General features: G+C 55.9%; 16 protein-coding genes. 9 read left to right on the top strand and 7 right to left on the bottom strand.

Going from position 1 to position 16,810, the window contains the following annotated elements; all coding sequences use genetic code 11:
• Positions 1–35 precede the first annotated feature (35 nt).
• From fepC to fepD, 3 genes are read right to left on the bottom strand one after another with little or no spacing between them, the layout of a single operon-like run.
• The gene (gene fepC, locus F384_RS02595; protein ID WP_046477214.1) at positions 36–830 is read right to left on the bottom strand and encodes an iron-enterobactin ABC transporter ATP-binding protein; all 795 of its coding nucleotides are present in this window, start codon (positions 828–830) and stop codon (positions 36–38) included.
• A complete protein-coding gene (gene fepG, locus F384_RS02600; protein ID WP_046477216.1) occupies positions 827–1,819 on the bottom strand; it encodes an iron-enterobactin ABC transporter permease in 993 nt (330 codons plus the stop codon). The genes fepC and fepG overlap by 4 nt, the downstream gene beginning before the upstream one ends.
• A complete protein-coding gene (gene fepD / locus F384_RS02605) occupies positions 1,816–2,820 on the bottom strand; it encodes a Fe(3+)-siderophore ABC transporter permease (RefSeq protein WP_046477217.1) in 1,005 nt (334 codons plus the stop codon). Before fepD ends, fepG begins: the two co-directional genes overlap by 4 nt.
• A gap of 111 nt (positions 2,821–2,931) precedes the next feature.
• On the opposite strand from fepD, the gene entS reads away from it, so the two are divergent.
• Complete coding sequence (gene entS, locus F384_RS02610; protein WP_046477219.1) at positions 2,932–4,170, top strand: enterobactin transporter EntS; 1,239 nt, start codon at positions 2,932–2,934, stop codon at positions 4,168–4,170.
• A 47-nt stretch (positions 4,171–4,217) separates the two neighbouring features.
• Here entS and fepB read toward each other — a convergent pair whose 3' ends face one another.
• On the bottom strand, positions 4,218–5,159 hold the full coding sequence (gene fepB, locus F384_RS02615) for a Fe2+-enterobactin ABC transporter substrate-binding protein (protein ID WP_226991654.1): 942 nt from the start codon (positions 5,157–5,159) through the stop codon (positions 4,218–4,220).
• Between the two features lie 190 nt (positions 5,160–5,349).
• Here fepB and entC point away from each other — a divergent pair, with 190 nt between their 5' ends.
• The 7 genes from entC (at position 5,350) to F384_RS02650 (ending at position 12,729) form a co-directional block, all read left to right on the top strand.
• Complete coding sequence (gene entC / locus F384_RS02620; RefSeq protein WP_046477222.1) at positions 5,350–6,525, top strand: isochorismate synthase EntC; 1,176 nt, start codon at positions 5,350–5,352, stop codon at positions 6,523–6,525.
• Positions 6,526–6,534: 9 nt separating this feature from the next.
• Positions 6,535–8,142 carry a (2,3-dihydroxybenzoyl)adenylate synthase EntE gene (entE, locus tag F384_RS02625; protein ID WP_046477224.1) on the top strand — a complete coding sequence of 536 codons (1,608 nt, stop codon included), beginning with the start codon at positions 6,535–6,537 and terminating at the stop codon, positions 8,140–8,142.
• Between the two features lie 13 nt (positions 8,143–8,155).
• On the top strand, positions 8,156–9,013 hold the full coding sequence (locus tag F384_RS02630) for an isochorismatase (protein ID WP_046477225.1): 858 nt from the start codon (positions 8,156–8,158) through the stop codon (positions 9,011–9,013).
• Complete coding sequence (entA, locus tag F384_RS02635; protein ID WP_046477227.1) at positions 9,013–9,768, top strand: 2,3-dihydro-2,3-dihydroxybenzoate dehydrogenase EntA; 756 nt, start codon at positions 9,013–9,015, stop codon at positions 9,766–9,768. Before F384_RS02630 ends, entA begins: the two co-directional genes overlap by 1 nt.
• A gap of 2 nt (positions 9,769–9,770) precedes the next feature.
• Positions 9,771–10,184: a proofreading thioesterase EntH gene (gene entH / locus F384_RS02640; RefSeq protein ID WP_046497662.1), complete on the top strand. Its 414-nt coding sequence runs from the start codon at positions 9,771–9,773 to the stop codon at positions 10,182–10,184.
• 185 nt (positions 10,185–10,369) lie between these two features.
• Positions 10,370–12,475 carry a pyruvate/proton symporter CstA gene (cstA, locus tag F384_RS02645; RefSeq protein WP_046477229.1) on the top strand — a complete coding sequence of 702 codons (2,106 nt, stop codon included), beginning with the start codon at positions 10,370–10,372 and terminating at the stop codon, positions 12,473–12,475.
• A gap of 56 nt (positions 12,476–12,531) precedes the next feature.
• On the top strand, positions 12,532–12,729 hold the full coding sequence (locus F384_RS02650) for a YbdD/YjiX family protein (protein WP_042320768.1): 198 nt from the start codon (positions 12,532–12,534) through the stop codon (positions 12,727–12,729).
• 48 nt (positions 12,730–12,777) lie between these two features.
• Here the strand turns inward: F384_RS02650 and F384_RS02655 are convergent, their stop codons facing one another.
• From F384_RS02655 to dsbG, 3 genes are all read right to left on the bottom strand, one after another.
• Positions 12,778–13,395 carry an IbrB-like domain-containing protein gene (locus F384_RS02655; protein WP_046477231.1) on the bottom strand — a complete coding sequence of 206 codons (618 nt, stop codon included), beginning with the start codon at positions 13,393–13,395 and terminating at the stop codon, positions 12,778–12,780.
• Positions 13,380–14,603, bottom strand: coding sequence for a phosphoadenosine phosphosulfate reductase (locus F384_RS02660; RefSeq protein WP_046477233.1), 1,224 nt, complete (start codon positions 14,601–14,603; stop codon positions 13,380–13,382). Before F384_RS02660 ends, F384_RS02655 begins: the two co-directional genes overlap by 16 nt.
• Positions 14,604–14,914: 311 nt before the next feature.
• The gene (gene dsbG, locus F384_RS02665; RefSeq protein WP_046477235.1) at positions 14,915–15,661 is read right to left on the bottom strand and encodes a thiol:disulfide interchange protein DsbG; all 747 of its coding nucleotides are present in this window, start codon (positions 15,659–15,661) and stop codon (positions 14,915–14,917) included.
• 376 nt (positions 15,662–16,037) lie between these two features.
• Here dsbG and ahpC point away from each other — a divergent pair, with 376 nt between their 5' ends.
• A complete protein-coding gene (gene ahpC / locus F384_RS02670) occupies positions 16,038–16,601 on the top strand; it encodes an alkyl hydroperoxide reductase subunit C (RefSeq protein WP_004859485.1) in 564 nt (187 codons plus the stop codon).
• Positions 16,602–16,810: the final 209 nt, after the last annotated feature.

The raw sequence follows: 16,810 nt of genomic DNA on the forward strand, positions 1-16,810 counted from the left end.
GACGGCCGGAGGGTTCAGTACCTTCCGGCGATCGGCTAACGACGGCCCAGCGGCACCACCAACGGTGTGTTTGCCACCGGGTCGTCAATAATCATGCAGCGTAACCCATAGATTTTCTCAATCAATTCCGCTGTGACGATTTCCTTCGGCGCCCCCTCAGCGACAATTTTTCCTTCCCGCAACGCGATCAAATGGGTGGCATAGCGGCAGGCCTGATTAAGGTCATGCAGCACGGCAGCGAGGGTGTAGCCTTTCTCGCGGTTCAGTTCGCTCAGTAATTCCAGCAGATCAATCTGGTGACTGATATCCAGCCAGGTGGTCGGCTCATCGAGTAGCATGATCGATGTTTCCTGCGCCAGCACCATCGCTATCCATGCGCGCTGACGCTGACCACCGGACAACGTATCCACACTTTGACCGGCCAGATGCGTAATGCCGGTAGCGCGCATTGCCTGCGTCACGGCATCTTCATCTTCTTTGCGCCAGCGAGTAAAAAGCGGTTGATGCGGATAGCGTCCACGCGCCACCAGTTCCTGTACGGTAATATCGCCCGGCGTCGTGGCATTTTGTGCCAGCAGGCCGATACGACGAGCCACTTCTTTACTCGGGTAGCGTTGGATAGGCTCGCCGTCCAGCCAGACGTGACCGTTTGCTGGCGTCATCAGCCGACTGAGGGTCCGCAACAACGTCGATTTCCCGCAGCCGTTTGGCCCGATAATGGCCGTGAAATGGCCATCGGGAATGGTGACGTTGAGGTCTTCGGCAACGGTGAATTTTCCATAACCCAGCGTTAGCTGGTCGCCACGCAAACGGGCTACTGATTCGGTCATTTTTTGCGGGACTCCTGAATTAACAAAGCGATAAGGTAAATACCGCCGATGCTCACGGTGACCACACCCACCGGAAGCTGATAAGGCATAAACAGTTGCTGCGCGCACAGATCGGCTGCCAGCAGTAACAGCGCGCCGCAGAGCGCGGCCTGAGTTAATCCCCAACGCGCGGTGCCGCTCAGGCGACGGGCGATATGCGGGGCAACCAGCGCAATAAAGGAAATTGGTCCGGCCAGTGCGGTGGCCGCTGCGGTTAACACGACAGCGACCAGCATCATGGCAAGTCGTGAGCGCTCCACGCTGACACCTAACGCACAGGCGCTGTCATCGCCCATTTCCAGCAGACGCATGCGGCGCACCAGCAGCCCGGCTCCTGCCAGCATGAGAATAATGATTGGCGCAGAAGGCCAGGTTTTCGCCCAGGTCAGGCCGTTTAGCGATCCGGCGTTCCACAATCCGGCGGTCAACGCGGTGTCCAGCGAGGCCTTCAACAGCAGCCAGGTGTTAAAGGCAAACAGCATGGCGCGAATGCCGATGCCGATAATGATCAGGCGGAAGGTTTCAATACCGTTGCGCCAGGCCAACAGCCAGACCACCAGTGACGTCAGAATACCGCCAGCCATCGCCGCCAGCGCGATAGCCGTCAGATGTTGACCAAACAGCACCATCGCGACCAGCACGCCGCTCCAGGCTCCGGTGTTAAAGCCCATCACGTCCGGGCTGCCGAGCGGGTTGCGCATCAGAGACTGAAAAATTGCCCCGCTGACGCCAAGAGCAGCGCCAATCAGCAGCGCCATCAACACGCGCGGCAGGCGCCATTCGGTCACGACCATCGTCAGACTGCGTGGCGCATCGCCGGTTAAGGCGGCAATAATTTGTGGGATTTCCAGCGCCACTGCACCACTACGCAGGCCCCATAACGCGAAGAGCAGGCAGCCGACCGTCAGCATCAGACACGCTACCAGCAGGCGGCGCGATACGTACATCATGCGGCACCTCGCGGACGACGACGAACCAGAAAGATCAGCACCGGGGCGCCAATGAAGGCGCTCACTACCGACACGCGCAGCTCGCCGGGAACAATCAGGCGGCCAATGATATCGGCAAAAAGCAGCAGAACAGGAGTGGCGATCAGCGTCACGGGGAGCGACCAGCGATGATCGGCGCCAACCAGCCAGCGCGACATATGCGGCATCATCAGGCCGATAAACGCGATCGGTCCGACAATCGCCGTGGCGCTACCGCACAAGACGGTGATGGCTAACAGGCCGATGAGCTGCGTGCGTGCGACTTTGCTGCCAAGCGCCGTGGCGGTATCACTTCCCAGGCTCAGGCTGTTCAGCGCCCGGCTGAGCATCAGCGCGGTAGCGCCGGCAATCAGCACCGGCACCATAACCACTTTGAGCGTTTGCAGATTGCGGATATCCAGTGAACCGGCCTGCCAGTAACGAAGCTGATCGTAGACGTCCGGGTTTAACAGGGAGATACCGCTGGTGAGACCTTCCAGAACGGCGGCGAGCGCGACGCCCGCCAGCGTCAGACGCACCGGACTTAACTGACCGCCGCCCTGGCTGCCGGTGAATGCCACAACCAGCGATGCCGCCAGTGCGCCGGTAAAGGCCATCACCAGTTGTTCCTGCGGTGTGGAAAAACCGAATAGCGCCGCGCCCAACACAATGGCAAAACTGGCTCCGGCGTTAACGCCAAGCAGACCCGGATCGGCCAGCGGATTGCGGGTGAGCGTTTGCATTAACGCCCCGGCAAGTCCCAGCGCACCGCCCGCTAACAGGCCTGCCAGCGTTCGCGGCAGGCGGGCATCCAGCACGATGGTGCAATCGGCACTTTGACAGGTACCGGTAAGTGCTTCCACAACCACGGAGATGGGCAAGGATTTTGCGCCGATGATCAGACTTAATGCCGTGGCGATAACCAGTAATAACAACAATCCGGGCACGGCAATGGCACGCGTCACGGAAACAGAACATGACATATCAACTTCCCTGATAATGATAGTAATTATCGTTATCGATCTTATTTGATTATGTTAGCATGTGCAGCCATTGAATGGATAATGAAAAAAAGATCGCATTAAGGCGTTGTAATGAATCGACAATCCTGGCTGCTCAACCTCAGTTTGCTGAAGACACACCCGGCATTTCGCGCTGTCTTCCTGGCCCGTTTTATCTCTATCGTCTCCCTCGGACTGCTCGGCGTCGCAGTCCCCGTACAGATCCAGATGATGACGCATTCCACCTGGCAGGTGGGTCTCTCGGTAACGCTGACCGGCAGCGCGATGTTCGTCGGGCTGATGGTCGGCGGCGTGCTGGCCGATCGTTATGAACGCAAAAAAGTGATCCTGCTGGCGCGCGGCACCTGCGGCATTGGCTTCATCGGCCTGTGCCTGAACGCCATGCTGCCAGAACCCTCATTGATCGCCATTTATCTGCTGGGCCTGTGGGACGGCTTTTTTGCCTCGCTGGGCGTGACGGCGTTGCTGGCGGCGACACCTGCGCTGGTGGGGCGTGAAAACCTGATGCAGGCAGGGGCGATTACCATGCTCACCGTACGTCTGGGCTCGGTGATTTCGCCCATGTTGGGCGGACTGCTGCTCGCCACCGGCGGCGTGGCCTGGAACTACGGTCTGGCGGCGGCGGGTACTTTTATCACCTTACTGCCCTTATTGAGCCTTCCGGCGCTGCCGCCGCCACCGCAGCAACGAGAACATCCACTGAAATCGCTGCTGGCGGCGTTTCGCTTCCTGCTTGGCAGTCCGCTGATCGGCGGTATTGCGTTGCTTGGCGGCCTGCTGACGATGGCAAGCGCTGTGCGTGTGCTCTATCCGGCGCTGGCCATTAACTGGCAGATGTCGGCGGCGCAGATTGGCATGTTGTACGCCGCTATCCCGCTCGGGGCGGCGGTTGGCGCGCTCACCAGCGGGCAACTGGCGCACAGCGTGCGTCCGGGATTAATCATGCTGGCCTCGAGCGTGGGGTCGTTTCTGGCGATTGGCCTGTTTGCCCTGATGCCCGTCTGGGGGTTAGGCGTAGTTTGCCTGGCGTTGTTCGGCTGGCTGAGCGCCATTAGCTCGCTATTGCAGTACACGATGCTGCAAACGCAGACGCCGGAAAATATGTTAGGGCGCATCAACGGTCTGTGGACAGCGCAGAACGTCACCGGTGATGCCATTGGTGCGGCGTTGTTAGGTGGTTTAGGGGCGGTCATGACGCCGGTGGCTTCGGCGAGCGTCAGCGGTTTCGGCCTGGTGATTGTGGGGCTGCTGCTGTTGCTGTTGCTCAGCGAGTTACGTCGATTCCGGCAGACGCCGCCGGAACCGGCATGATGTGAGGCAGGCCAGATAAGGGGTTAACCGCTATCCGGCAATGGCGATTAAAACAGCGTGGAGAGACGGTTGAGCACTCGCATCGCGCTGTAATAATCCAGGCGGAAAGATTCGGTGCCCAGAGCGTAAACGCGCTTGTTTTGTACCGCCGGCAGATGCGCCAGCAGAGGGTTGGCGTAAATCGCCTGTTCGTCCTTCTCGTCGCCGGCAAACAGGAACAGCGCTTCGCCGTTCAGCCCGGCTGCCAGATTCTCACCGCCAAGCTGAATAATATCGTGACGTTTTCCCTGGCTTTGACTGGCCTGCAGCCCGTCTGGCAACGTTGCCAGCGTAAAGCCGAGTTGCTCCAGCATTTTGCCCTGCGCGGACTCTGGCGTCCACAGGTTGGCCTTGTGGGCCGCGGCGGTGTAAACCAGCGCGCTCACTGGTTGCGGCGGCAACGTCAGTTGCTGCTTAACGACGGTCAGTTGCTTATCAAATTCAGCAATACGTGCGGCAGCCTGTTTCTCCTGCCCGGTGATATCGCCCAACTGCGTCAGCAGCGACTGCCAGCTTTTATCGTCGTAATTAATGACAAGCGTCGGGGCGATAGGGGAGAGCTGATCGTACAGCGCCAGCGCGGAGTCGCCACCGGTCGCGCTAATTAGAATAAGATCGGGCATCTGTGCTGCCACGGCTTCGGCGTTCGGCTCGCCGATGTAAAGGCGGGTCAGCTTACGCGCTTTTGCCACATCGCCCCACTGACGCAAGAATCCCTGATCGTCAGCCACCCGGTTGTTTGGCGTTGTCGCTCCACTGGCGACCACCGGCGCATCAATCGCCAGCAATGAACCGGTGAGCGTAACGCTGGTAGAGACGATGCGTTCAGGTTTGCGTTCCAGCGTGTGATTGCCGCGAACGTCTGTCACCTGACGCGGCCAGTCCGCGGCGTGGGCTGAGGAGAATCCGAAAACGAAGAGCGCAATAAGCAGGCCGGGCAGGGAAGGCAGTCTCACAAATCAGTTCCTGTGCTGAGTTATTAATGCTTCTCATTTTCATTATTAAGCGTAAGGGATGCAAGCGTTAGTCGCACTTTGTGCTACCTCAAGAGTTGACATGTCGTCTGTTTGCTTTTAGGTTAGCGCCCGAAAATATAAATGATAATCATTATTAAAACCTTTATCATTTTTGGAGGATGATATGGATACGTCTTTGGCCGAGGAAGTTCAGCAGACCATGGCAACACTTGCACCCCATCGCTTTTTCTTTATGTCGCCGTATCGGAGCTTTACGACGTCAGGATGTTTCGCCCGCTTCGATGAACCTGCCGTGAACGGTGATTCGCCAGACAGCCCCTTCCAACAAAAATTACAAAAAATGTTCGCCGATGCCAACGCGCAGGGTATTGCAAACCCGGTCATGGTGGGGGCGATTCCGTTCGACACCCGACAGCCATCATCGTTGTTTATTCCCGAACGCTGGCAGACCTTTTCTCGCCAGGAAAAACAACAATCATCACGTTATTTTACCGACCATCAGACGCTGAACGTCAGGGCGCGCAAAGCGATCCCAGAACAGGATACGTTTGAAGAGATGGTCGCGCGCGCCGCCGCGCTGACGGCGACGCCGGAAGTCGACAAAGTGGTGCTGTCGCGACTGATTGATATCACCACCGATGCCGAGATCAACAGCGGTGCGCTGCTTGAACGTCTGGTGGCGCAAAACCCGGTTAGTTACAACTTCCATGTCCCGTTGTGCGATGGTGGCGTTCTGCTCGGCGCGAGCCCGGAGCTGCTGCTGCGTAAAGAAGGCGACCGCTTTAGTTCACTGCCGCTGGCGGGCTCCGCGCGTCGTCAGCCAGATGACGTGCTGGACCGGGAAGCTGGAAACCGTCTACTGGCTTCTGAGAAAGATCGCCACGAGCATGAGCTGGTTACGCAGGCGATGAAAGCCGTGCTGCGCGATCGCAGTCAGGATCTGCAACTACCGTCCTCTCCACAGCTCATCACCACGCCAACGCTCTGGCACCTCGGTACGCCGTTTGAAGGAAAAGCCAATGCCGGAGAAAACGCCCTGACGCTGGCCTGCCTGCTACACCCGACGCCTGCGTTGAGCGGCTTCCCGCATCAGGCGGCGAAACAGTTGATTGCTGAACTGGAGCCGTTCGATCGTGAACTGTTTGGTGGCATCGTCGGCTGGTGTGATGCAGAAGGTAACGGTGAATGGGTGGTGACCATCCGCTGTGCGACGTTACGTAAAAACCAGGTGCGGCTGTTTGCAGGCGCAGGGATCGTCCCGGCCTCTTCGCCGGTGGGAGAGTGGCGTGAAACCGGCGTCAAACTCTCCACTATGTTGAACGTTTTTGGATTGCATTAAGGAGCGATGATGAGCATTCCTTTCACCCGGTGGCCTGACGAATTTGCCCGTCGTTACCGTGAAAAAGGCTACTGGCAGGATCTGCCGCTGACGGACATTTTGACCCGCCATGCAGAAAACGACCATACGGCGGTCATCGAGGGCGAGCGCCAGTTGAGCTACCGTGAACTGAACCATGCGGCGGACAACCTCGCCTGTACGCTGCGCCGTCAGGGGATCAAATCCGGCGAAACCGCGCTGGTGCAACTGGGCAACGTGGCGGAGTTGTACATCACCTTCTTTGCGCTGTTGAAGCTTGGCGTCGCGCCCGTTCTCGCCCTGTTCAGCCATCAACGCACTGAACTTACCGCGTATGCGACGCAAATTGAACCTGCGCTACTAATTGCCGATCGTCAGCACGCGCTGTTTGCCGACAATGACTTTCTGAACGCCTTTATCACGCAGCACAATGCGATACGGGTGGTGCATTTGCTTAATGACAGCGGTGAGCATTGCCTGCAAGCAGCGATACGTCAGCCAGCAGACGCGTTTGTCGCCACGCCGTCGCCTGCGGATGAGGTGGCCTACTTCCAGCTCTCCGGCGGCACGACCGGGACGCCGAAGCTTATCCCGCGAACCCACAACGACTATTACTACAGCGTACGCCGCAGTAATGAAATCTGTCACTTCACTGCCGACACGCGGTTTTTATGTGCGATCCCGGCTGCGCATAACTACGCCATGAGTTCACCCGGTTCGCTGGGGGTGTTTCTCGCCGGTGGCACCGTGGTACTGGCAGCGGATCCGAGCGCCACGCTGTGCTTCCCGCTGATTGAAAAACATCAGATTAACGCGACGGCGCTGGTGCCGCCTGCGGTCAGCCTGTGGCTACAGGCGATTAACGAGTGGGGCAGCAACGCGCAACTGGCTTCGCTGAAGCTGTTACAGGTTGGCGGTGCGCGCCTGTCTGCCTCGCTGGCGGCGCGGATCCCGGCCGAAATTGGCTGCCAGTTGCAGCAGGTCTTCGGCATGGCGGAAGGTTTAGTGAACTATACCCGTCTCGACGACAGCCCGGAGCGAATCATCAATACCCAGGGGCGTCCGATGTGCCCGGATGATGAAGTGTGGGTGGCGGATGCCGATGGCAATCCGTTGCCGCAGGGCGAGACGGGACGGCTGATGACGCGCGGCCCGTACACCTTTCGTGGCTACTACAAAAGTCCGCAGCATAACGCCAGCGCCTTTGACGCCAACGGTTTCTATTGCTCGGGCGATCTGATCGCTATCGACGAAGATGGCTACATCACCGTTCAGGGACGGGAGAAAGATCAGATCAACCGTGGTGGCGAGAAGATCGCGGCGGAAGAGATCGAAAACCTGTTACTGCGCCATCAGGCGGTGATCCATGCGGCGCTGGTCAGTATGGAAGATGAGCTGATGGGTGAGAAAAGCTGCGCCTATCTGGTGGTAAAAGAACCGCTACGCGCGGTACAGGTGCGCCGTTTCCTGCGTGAGCAGGGCGTCGCTGAATTCAAGTTACCGGACCGGGTGGAAACCGTTGAGGCGCTGCCTCTGACCCCGGTCGGTAAAGTCGATAAAAAACAATTACGTCAGTGGCTGGCAACACGTTCGGCCTGAAGGAGAACACGCAATGGCAATTCCTAAACTGCAGGCTTACGCACTGCCAACCGCGCTCGATATTCCGGTCAATAAGGTCAACTGGTCGTTTGATCCAGAGCGTGCGGCGCTGCTGATTCACGATATGCAGGACTACTTTGTCAGCTTCTGGGGGGAAAACTGTCCGATGATGGCGCAGGTGATCGCCAATATCGCCGCCCTGCGCAGTTACTGTAAAGCGCACAACATTCCGGTTTATTACACCGCACAGCCGAAAGATCAGAGCGACGACGATCGCGCCCTGCTTAACGACATGTGGGGGCCAGGACTGACGCGCTCGCCGGAGCAGCAAAAAGTGGTCGCCGCGCTGGCACCGGATGAAGCCGATAACGTGCTGGTGAAATGGCGCTACAGCGCATTTCACCGTTCTCCGCTGGAACTGATGCTGAAAGAAACCGGCCGTGACCAGTTGATTATCACCGGGGTGTATGCGCACATCGGCTGCATGACCACGGCGACGGACGCCTTTATGCGCGATATCAAGCCGTTTATGGTGGCGGATGCGCTGGCTGATTTCAGCCGTGAGGAACACCTCATGTCGCTGAAGTATGTTGCGGGACGTTCAGGTCGCGTTGTGATGACTCAGGAGCTACTGCCTGCGCCGGTTCCGGCCAGCAAAGATGAACTGCGGGCGCTGGTTTTACCGCTGCTCGATGAGTCCGATGAACCGATGGATGACGAGAACCTGATCGATTACGGTCTGGACTCTGTGCGGATGATGGCGCTGGCGGCGCGCTGGCGTAAAGTGCATGGCGATATCGACTTTGTGATGCTGGCGAAAAAACCGACCATTGATGCCTGGTGGGCACTGCTTTCCCGCGAGGTGCGCTAATGGCCGGATTTGATTTTCGTGGCAAAACGGTGTGGGTCACTGGCGCGGGTAAAGGTATTGGTTACGCGACGGCGCTGGCGTTTGTCGAGGCCGGGGCGCAGGTCACGGGCTTCGACTGTGAGTTCGCTTTGCAGGATTATCCGTTTACCACTGAAGTGATGGACGTGGCGGATGCCGGACAGGTGGCTGAGGTCTGTCAGCGTGTGCTGGCGCATACCGAACGGCTGGACGTGCTGGTGAACGCTGCCGGGATTTTACGCATGGGCGCGACTGACGCGCTGAGCTCGCATGACTGGCAGCAGACGTTTGCGGTTAACGTCGGCGGTGCCTTTAATCTGTTCCAGCAGACGATGGCGCAATTTCGCCGTCAGCAGGGCGGGGCGATAGTGACCGTGGCTTCTGATGCCGCCCATACGCCGCGCATCGGCATGAGCGCCTATGGCGCATCGAAGGCCGCACTGAAAAGTCTGGCGTTGACCGTCGGGCTGGAACTGGCGGGCAGTGGGGTGCGCAGTAATCTGGTGTCACCCGGCTCCACGGATACCGACATGCAGCGCACGCTGTGGGTCCGTGAAGATGCGGAGCAGCAGCGTATTCGCGGCTTTGGTGAGCAGTTTAAGCTCGGCATTCCGCTGGGCAAGATTGCCCGACCTCAGGAGATTGCCAACACCATTTTATTCCTCGCCTCCGATCTGGCCAGCCACATTACGTTGCAGGACATCGTGGTAGACGGCGGCTCCACGCTGGGAGCGTAATGATGATCTGGAAACGCCACTTAACGCTCGACGAACTGAATGCCACCAGCCAGAACACGATGGTGGCGCATCTGGGCATTATCTACACCCGACTCGGTGATGATGTGCTGGAGGCGGAAATGCCAGTGGATACCCGCACGCATCAGCCGTTTGGTTTACTGCACGGCGGGGCATCGGCGGCGCTGGCCGAAACGTTAGGGTCAATGGCGGGTTATCTGATGACCCGCGACGGGCAGTGTATCGTCGGCACAGAACTCAATGCCACTCATCACCGGGCGGTTTCGCAGGGCAAGGTGCGCGGTGTCTGTCAGCCGCTGCATCTGGGGCGGCAAAGCCAGAGCTGGGAAATCGTGGTGTTTGATGAACAAGGGCGGCGCTGCTGTACCTGCCGACTGGGAACGGCGGTGCTGGGCTGAGCGCGCGTAATGTCATGAGATTGCAACGTTAACTGGTGAATGAAGTGATCCAGTTAACAATGCAATGTAAATAGTCGGTGATACTTCAGGTTTATCGGGTTGTCAGGTTGTTAAAACCAGAAAAGATGTTATAGAAACAAAATGTAACATCTCTCTTCTCTGGAACACGCAAACGGATAACAACCATGAATAAATCAGGGAAATACCTCATCTGGACAGTGCTCTCGGTAATGGGTGCATTTGCTCTGGGCTATATTGCGCTAAACCGTGGGGAACAGATCAACGCGCTGTGGATAGTCGTGGCGTCGGTCTGTGTCTATCTCATCGCCTACCGTTTCTACGGACTGTACATCGCCAAAAATGTACTGGCGGTTGACCCGACGCGTATGACGCCAGCGGTGCGCCATAACGACGGGCTTGACTATGTGCCCACCGACAAAAAAGTGCTGTTCGGTCACCATTTCGCGGCGATTGCCGGTGCGGGCCCGTTAGTCGGACCGGTACTGGCGGCACAAATGGGTTATCTGCCGGGCATGATCTGGCTGCTGGCTGGCGTGGTTTTAGCCGGGGCGGTACAGGATTTCATGGTGCTCTTCGTATCAACCCGTCGCGATGGCCGCTCGCTGGGTGAACTGGTCAAAGAAGAGATGGGCCCAACCGCAGGGGTGATTGCGCTGGTGGCCTGTTTCATGATCATGGTGATTATCCTCGCGGTGCTGGCGATGATCGTGGTGAAAGCGCTGACCCACAGTCCGTGGGGAACCTACACCGTCGCGTTCACCATCCCGCTGGCGATCTTTATGGGGATCTATCTGCGCTATCTGCGTCCGGGACGTATCGGTGAAGTGTCGGTTATCGGTCTGGTGTTCCTCGTGTTTGCCATTATTTCCGGTGGCTGGGTCGCGGAAAGTCCAACCTGGGCGCCGTACTTTGACTTCACCGGCGTCCAGTTAACCTGGATGCTGGTGGGCTACGGTTTTGTGGCGGCGGTGCTGCCGGTGTGGCTGCTGCTGGCACCGCGCGATTACCTCTCTACTTTCCTGAAAATCGGGACTATTGTCGGTCTGGCGGTGGGCATTTTGATCATGCGCCCGACGCTGACGATGCCTGCACTGACTAAATTCGTCGATGGTACCGGGCCGGTGTGGACGGGTAACCTGTTCCCCTTCCTGTTTATCACCATCGCCTGTGGCGCCGTTTCGGGTTTCCATGCGCTGATCTCCTCCGGGACCACGCCGAAGATGCTGGCGAACGAAGGCCAGGCCTGCTTTATCGGCTACGGCGGGATGTTGATGGAATCGTTCGTCGCCATCATGGCGCTGGTTTCCGCTTGTATCATCGATCCGGGCGTCTATTTTGCCATGAACAGCCCAATGGCCGTGCTGGCACCTGCCGGCACCACTGACGTGGTGGCATCTGCTGCTCAGGTGGTGAGCAGTTGGGGCTTTGCCATTACGCCGGATACGCTGCATCAGATTGCCAACGAAGTGGGCGAGCAGTCGATTATCTCCCGTGCGGGTGGTGCGCCTACGCTGGCGGTGGGGATGGCCTATATTCTGCACGGCGCGCTGGGCGGCATGATGGATGTGGCCTTCTGGTATCACTTCGCCATTCTGTTCGAAGCGCTGTTTATTCTGACGGCGGTCGATGCGGGAACGCGTGCGGCACGCTTTATGCTTCAGGACCTGCTGGGTGTGGTTTCTCCTGGCCTTAAACGTACGGACTCACTGCCCGCCAACCTGCTGGCGACCGCATTGTGCGTGCTGGCGTGGGGGTATTTCCTGCATCAGGGCGTGGTGGATCCGTTAGGCGGCATTAACACCCTGTGGCCGCTGTTTGGTATCGCCAACCAGATGCTGGCGGGTATGGCGCTGATGCTTTGCGCAGTTGTCCTGTTCAAGATGAAACGTCAGCGTTATGCGTGGGTGGCTCTGGTGCCGACCGCATGGCTGCTGATTTGTACTCTGACGGCGGGCTGGCAGAAGTCTTTCAGCCCGGATACGAAAGTGGGCTTCCTGGCGATCGCCAATAAATTCCAGGCGATGATCGACAGCGGTAATATTCCGCCGCAGTACACCGAATCGCAGCTGGCGCAACTGGTGTTTAACAACCGTCTGGATGCGGGCCTGACTATCTTCTTCATGGTGGTGGTCGTGGTGCTGGCGCTGTTCTCCATTAAGACGGCGCTTGCCGCACTGAAAGAGGACAAGCCAACGGCGAAAGAGACGCCGTATGAGCCGATGCCGGAAAATGCGGAAGAGATCATTGCGCAGGCCAAAGGCGCGCATTAACGTGTAATTATTCCCCTCTTCCAGGTGGGAGAGGGGTTTTCTGACAGGTGGTAACGATGTTTGATACGCTTTCGAAAGCCGGGAAATATCTGGGCCAGGCCGCGAAACTGATGATTGGCGTGCCGGACTATGACAACTACGTTGAGCATATGCGGATGACCCATCCGGATCAGACGCCAATGACGTATGAGGAATTTTTCCGTGAACGCCAGGATGCGCGTTATGGCGGAAAAGGTGGGGCGCGCTGCTGTTGAGTATGAGAAAATTCGGGCCGGATAAGCGCGTCATCCGGCACAAGCCGATTATTTAACCGTCCAGGCTTTTGAAAACCGACGATTGGCAAACAGCTCCTGAAGACCGTTAATCTGTTTCAGGCGCAAGACTTCGTCCTCGTCCATCCCCAGTTCTTTCCCGATTTTTTCGTCTTCCCATCCCAGTAACGCCAGTTCACGTACGATCTCAGACATCGCGTGGATCTGATGACGGCCACGAGCGCGGTTGTGGCGAATGGTCGCCGCCATGCGGTCATGACGTTTCCCCTCCAGGCAAGCAATGGGCAAATAGCCTTTGAGACGGATTTTGAGCGAGGATTTGCCTTTTCCCAGCTCATGGCGGTGAAAACCATCGACGATCTCATACTCCTCCGGGCTGGACTGGGTGGCAACAATGGGTTGGGTAAAACCATCCGCTTCAATGGATTTCAGCAGCAGCTTTTTCTCCGGCGGAGCGACGTTGTTGGGGTTGTAATCGTTAGGTGAAATGTGCTCGTTTTTTATCCACAATACACAGTCAACCGGTTCGTCGCGAAATGGGCTAACGCTGTGAATCGCCTTTCTGAACTCATTGATGGCGTTAATTTTCTCGTCATCAGACAGGCCGGAGAGATAGCTAAGGAGGTCGTGAGTTAATCGTCGTTGCATAATATTCCCCATTCCTTGCGTTTCGCTTTCATGCGTTCGTTATAACGCTGGTAACTTTTCGGTTTCGTTGGGCTGAAAGAGAGCGCCCGACACCAGTAATCATTGTTCAATAACACTTTGCAGATGCGTCGCCAGGAGGGGATATCTTTCGAACCGATATCGCCAGGCTGTGTTTGCGGGATCTCTCCGAGGCCATTTTTCTTGTACCACTGTAAATAGACGGCGATCTTGTTGCGGTAATGCTCAGCGGTATTATCCGGCATGCTGAACAGTAACATCATGGCGTAATCCTGCCAGCTCAAATGGTCGGGCTTGAGAATTTTTCGATGACCATAGAAGTGATTATCCTGTCCGGCGTAGATCCCTCCGCTTCTGACGCCACTGACGCGTGCGCACATCGCCGCCCACCTTTCGGGTTCAACAACGTGATAGAGCCATAATCCCTGCCGCTGTTCAGGACCAAATGGCTCACAAATGCGCATGTAACGGGCCGGAACGCCCGCCTGATACATCAGATTGTAGAGCGGATTACAGGGCAGGTTTGTGCGACCGAACCAGGTCCAGATATCGGCCGTTTTCCAGTCATACAGCGGATAGATATACCAGGTATGTCCGCCAGGCGCGGCGGTCGTCCAGGGTTTGTCATCGGCAAAACGCTGTTTACGTAAACTGGCGATCGCCACAAAACGGTTGTAAGACTCATCCGCCCGAATGCCTACCATCATGGCCGCCGGGCGTTTATTCGAAAACCAGTCGGCAAATTCACGGACGAAGTGTTCGAAGGTCATGCCGGGTTGATAAAAGGAAAAATAGCCCGGATCGGTGATTGCGTCTGGCGGCGGTTGGCGAACCCACTGAGTATCAGGTTCCCAGCACTGCCATTCAGGTTGAAATTGAGACAGAGAGTTTTGGGTGGTCAGCGGAAGGGCAACCCAATAGAAATGGTCGATGACATCGGCATACATTTCGCGCAACGCGTTGATATAGCTAATGGTACAGGAAAATTGCGCTTCCCAGTCAATGAACAATATGCTGATTTTTTTGTGCAGCTTACGCGCAAGATTTGCCGTCAGATGCAACATCAGTCCGGAATCTTTGCCACCGGAAAAGGAGACACACACGCGGGGAAGATTTTCGAGAGTCCAGATAATGCGTTCTTCAGCGGCTTCCAGAACATTTTGGTTTAATGATATTTTATAAACAGACATGTGTCGCTTATCCTTAAACGTTAAAGTCGTACGCCTGAAATAGATATCCCTCTATAATATAAGTCTTTTTTAGAAGCACGCAATATTTAAATAAATTTGATGAGTTAATTAATTCATAGTTTATATATTAATAATGAATGTATTTTAATTGATATTAAAAGCTCGCTATGCGAGTGGGCGCGGTTAGCAAAAGGGATTTGTGCAAAAGGAAATGGTCTGTATGCCGTGATTAAGTCACGACATGATTTTAAATTTGCGGTGAACATTATTCAGGGTAATTATATTTAGTTGAATATAATTACCCATATTAATTATGGTTGCGCCATCATCGCATCCAGTTGCGCTTTTTCGGGTAAGCCAACGACCTGCTGAAGGACATTCTCTTTACTCATATAGTAAATCGCAGGTGTGACGTTTGCGCCTAAATCATCCATGATTTTCTGGTTCATATTGAGGATTTTCATGTGATCCGGCGCAATCGTGTTGGGCACCGTGAGCGCCATTTTTCCACCTGAGGCTTCGTAATCATGCCAGGTTTTTGCCGGATCGTTCGACGCCAGAATGGCAGCGGCAGTGGCAGGACTCTCTGGCTTGATGACACCGACGAGTAGCGTACGCAATTGCACTTTACCCGACGCCACCCACGGACGCGCCTGTTGCCAGAACTGTTTACAGTACGGGCAGAAGGGGTCAGCAAAAACATAGAGCACTACCGGGGCGTCTTTCTTGCCGTCCAGTAACCAGTTGGCTTTTTCCAGGCGCTGCCACATTTCCCGTCCGGCGGGCGCATAGATCTCTTTCTCTATCAACTGATTGCTCAGGTTTTCGCCTTTTTCATTGTACATGTAACCCGAAATGGCCTGGTTGCCATCAGGGGTCAGGTAGATAGTGACCCCCATATCCTGGTATTTCCCGAGGTAGCCTTTCATCCCGCCGGGCGCATCGAACGACTTGATAATGGTAATCCCTTGTTTTTCTATCGCTTTGACGGGCGCAGGCAGATCTTCGGCCCAGGCAAAGAGTGGGAAGAGGGAAAGTAAAAGCGTACGTTTTAACATCTTTTATCCTTATAAATCAGAACGATTGCGAGGGAGGTGAGAAAACCTATCACAGCCATAGGTAAGACCTCAGCCAGGAACATTGCCCTTTCAGGAGTGGGGTGGTGTAATCCTTCTCGCTGTTACAGCCTTTGTTAAGGTAATGTAGAGCGCAACACATAGCCAGTTTCACTGGCGCTGAAGTTACCCACGGGTAGTTCAGGTAACGGGGCTGCCTGCAAAGGCGGCCCTTTTTACTTTGCGTCGTAGCACGTTCACAACGTTGAATTGAGAGGTTTGTTAGCTAACGCTTATTGATTTGATAAAGGAAACGCATTAGCCCTGTCAGTCAATCTTCGGTAACTTATCCCTCAACGAAAACACGGAGGAAGTACAGATGTCTTTGATTAATACTAAAATTAAACCTTTTAAAAACCAGGCATTCAAAAACGGTGAATTCATCGAAGTGACCGAGAAAGATACCGAAGGCCGCTGGAGCGTCTTCTTCTTCTATCCGGCTGACTTTACTTTCGTATGCCCGACCGAACTGGGCGACGTTGCAGACCATTACGAAGAGCTGCAGAAGCTGGGCGTAGACGTTTACTCTGTCTCTACCGACACCCACTTTACCCACAAAGCATGGCACAGCAGCTCTGACACCATCGCTAAAATCAAATACGCGATGATTGGCGACCCGACTGGCGCCCTGACCCGTAACTTCGACAACATGCGTGAAGACGAAGGTCTGGCAGACCGCGCAACGTTCGTTGTTGACCCGCAGGGTATCATCCAGGCGATCGAAGTTACCGCTGAAGGTATCGGCCGTGATGCTTCTGACCTGCTGCGTAAAATCAAAGCCGCTCAGTATGTTGCTTCTCACCCAGGTGAAGTGTGCCCGGCTAAGTGGAAAGAAGGCGAAGCGACTTTAGCACCGTCTTTAGACCTGGTTGGTAAAATCTAAGCCTTTAAGGCGCTTCGAAGCCGGATGGCGCTGCGCTTATCCGGCCAACACACCGGGCCTACAACATCGTAGGCCGGGTAAACGAAGTGCCACCCGGCAATCAATGGGCGCATCAGCGCCCATTTCATTCCAACACTATGATGCAAGTTGCATTCACGCAGCCCGATTAAGGCAGCTTGCATGATGATGTTTTCAGAGAGGGAAGAAGA

Source organism: Citrobacter amalonaticus Y19, from assembly GCF_000981805.1.
In the GTDB taxonomy this organism is placed as follows: Bacteria; Pseudomonadota; Gammaproteobacteria; order Enterobacterales; family Enterobacteriaceae; genus Citrobacter_A; species Citrobacter_A amalonaticus_C.